1 protein-coding gene is annotated in these 1,041 nt (G+C 64.0%); it reads left to right on the top strand.

Annotated elements, in window-relative coordinates:
- Positions 1-199: 199 nt before the first annotated feature.
- Entirely contained in the window at positions 200-970 is a 771-nt protein-coding gene (locus AAFX91_RS41920) for an RraA family protein (RefSeq protein WP_394570379.1), read from the top strand.
- The last annotated feature ends 71 nt before the right edge of the window (positions 971-1,041 follow it).

The following is a 1,041-nucleotide window of genomic DNA, read 5'->3' as shown; positions in this document are numbered from 1 at the left end:
GCGCGAAACTACTTCGCCGTCGTCGCCATTGCCGCCACTCTGCTCTGGATAAGGTAACTGTCCACACGGCCTAGACCCTCATGGTTCGAGACGGCGCGAAGACGCGCCTCCTCACCGTGAGGGGCGAGAGTTGGCTTCCCCCAAATATCAGCCATGAGCGGAAGCTTGGTTGGGTTCACGGCCGATCTCGGCTATAGGCATGGGCCAAGATCGTCTCGCCAAGAAGCGTCCATTTGCCAGGAGAAACGCCGTGAATAAAGCCGTCGCCGCCCCGCTGTCCGCGTCCGTGCTCGAAGCCTTGGCGCGCTATGACACGCCGACGATCTGCAACGCGATGGAGATCGTCGCCCCGGAACGGCGGTTGATCGGCTACACCACCAAGCCGCTGGTCTGCCCGTTTCCGGACCTGCCGCCGATCGTCGGCTATGCCCGCACGGTCACGATCCGTTCCGTCCTTCAATCCGGTCTGCCGGCAGCCGAGCAGGCCAAGCGCCGCATCGAATATTACGAATATGTCGGCACCGGCTTTGGTCCGCGCATCGCCGTGATCCAGGATATCGATGGCGCCGATGTCGGCTATGGCGCGTTCTGGGGCGAGGTGCAGAGCAACGTGCATAAGGCGCTCGGCTGTCTCGGCGTGATCACCGACGGCTCGATCCGCGACATCCCGCAATGGGCGCCGGGCTTCCAGGCGCTCGCAGGATCGATCGGCCCGTCGCATGCCTGGGTGCATGCCGAGAGCTTCGGCGGCGAGGTGCGGGTTGCCGGCATGACCGTGCGCTCCGACGATCTTATCCATGCCGACAGCCACGGCGCGATCGTGATCCCGATCGATGTCGCCGCCAAGCTGCCGGATGCTGCCGAACTCTGCGCGCGTCGCGAAACGCCGATCCTCGAGATCGCACGCAGCCCGGACTTCTCGCTCGAGAAGCTGAAGGAAGCGCTGAAGCGCTCGGCCGAGATTCACTAGGCCGTGTGGACAGTTACCTTATCCAGAGCAGAGTGGCGGCAATGGCGACGACGGCGAAGTAGTTTCGCGCG

The organism is Bradyrhizobium sp. 31Argb (assembly GCF_043638955.1).
Taxonomy (GTDB): Bacteria; Pseudomonadota; Alphaproteobacteria; order Rhizobiales; family Xanthobacteraceae; genus Bradyrhizobium.
This window is presented reverse-complemented; position numbering and strand designations above follow the sequence as displayed.

Bases quoted from the DNA above. Each gene is read 5' to 3' on its own strand.
- AAFX91_RS41920 (WP_394570379.1), top strand. From the start codon at position 200: ATGGGCCAAGATCGTCTCGCCAAGAAGCGTCCATTTGCCAGGAGAAAC.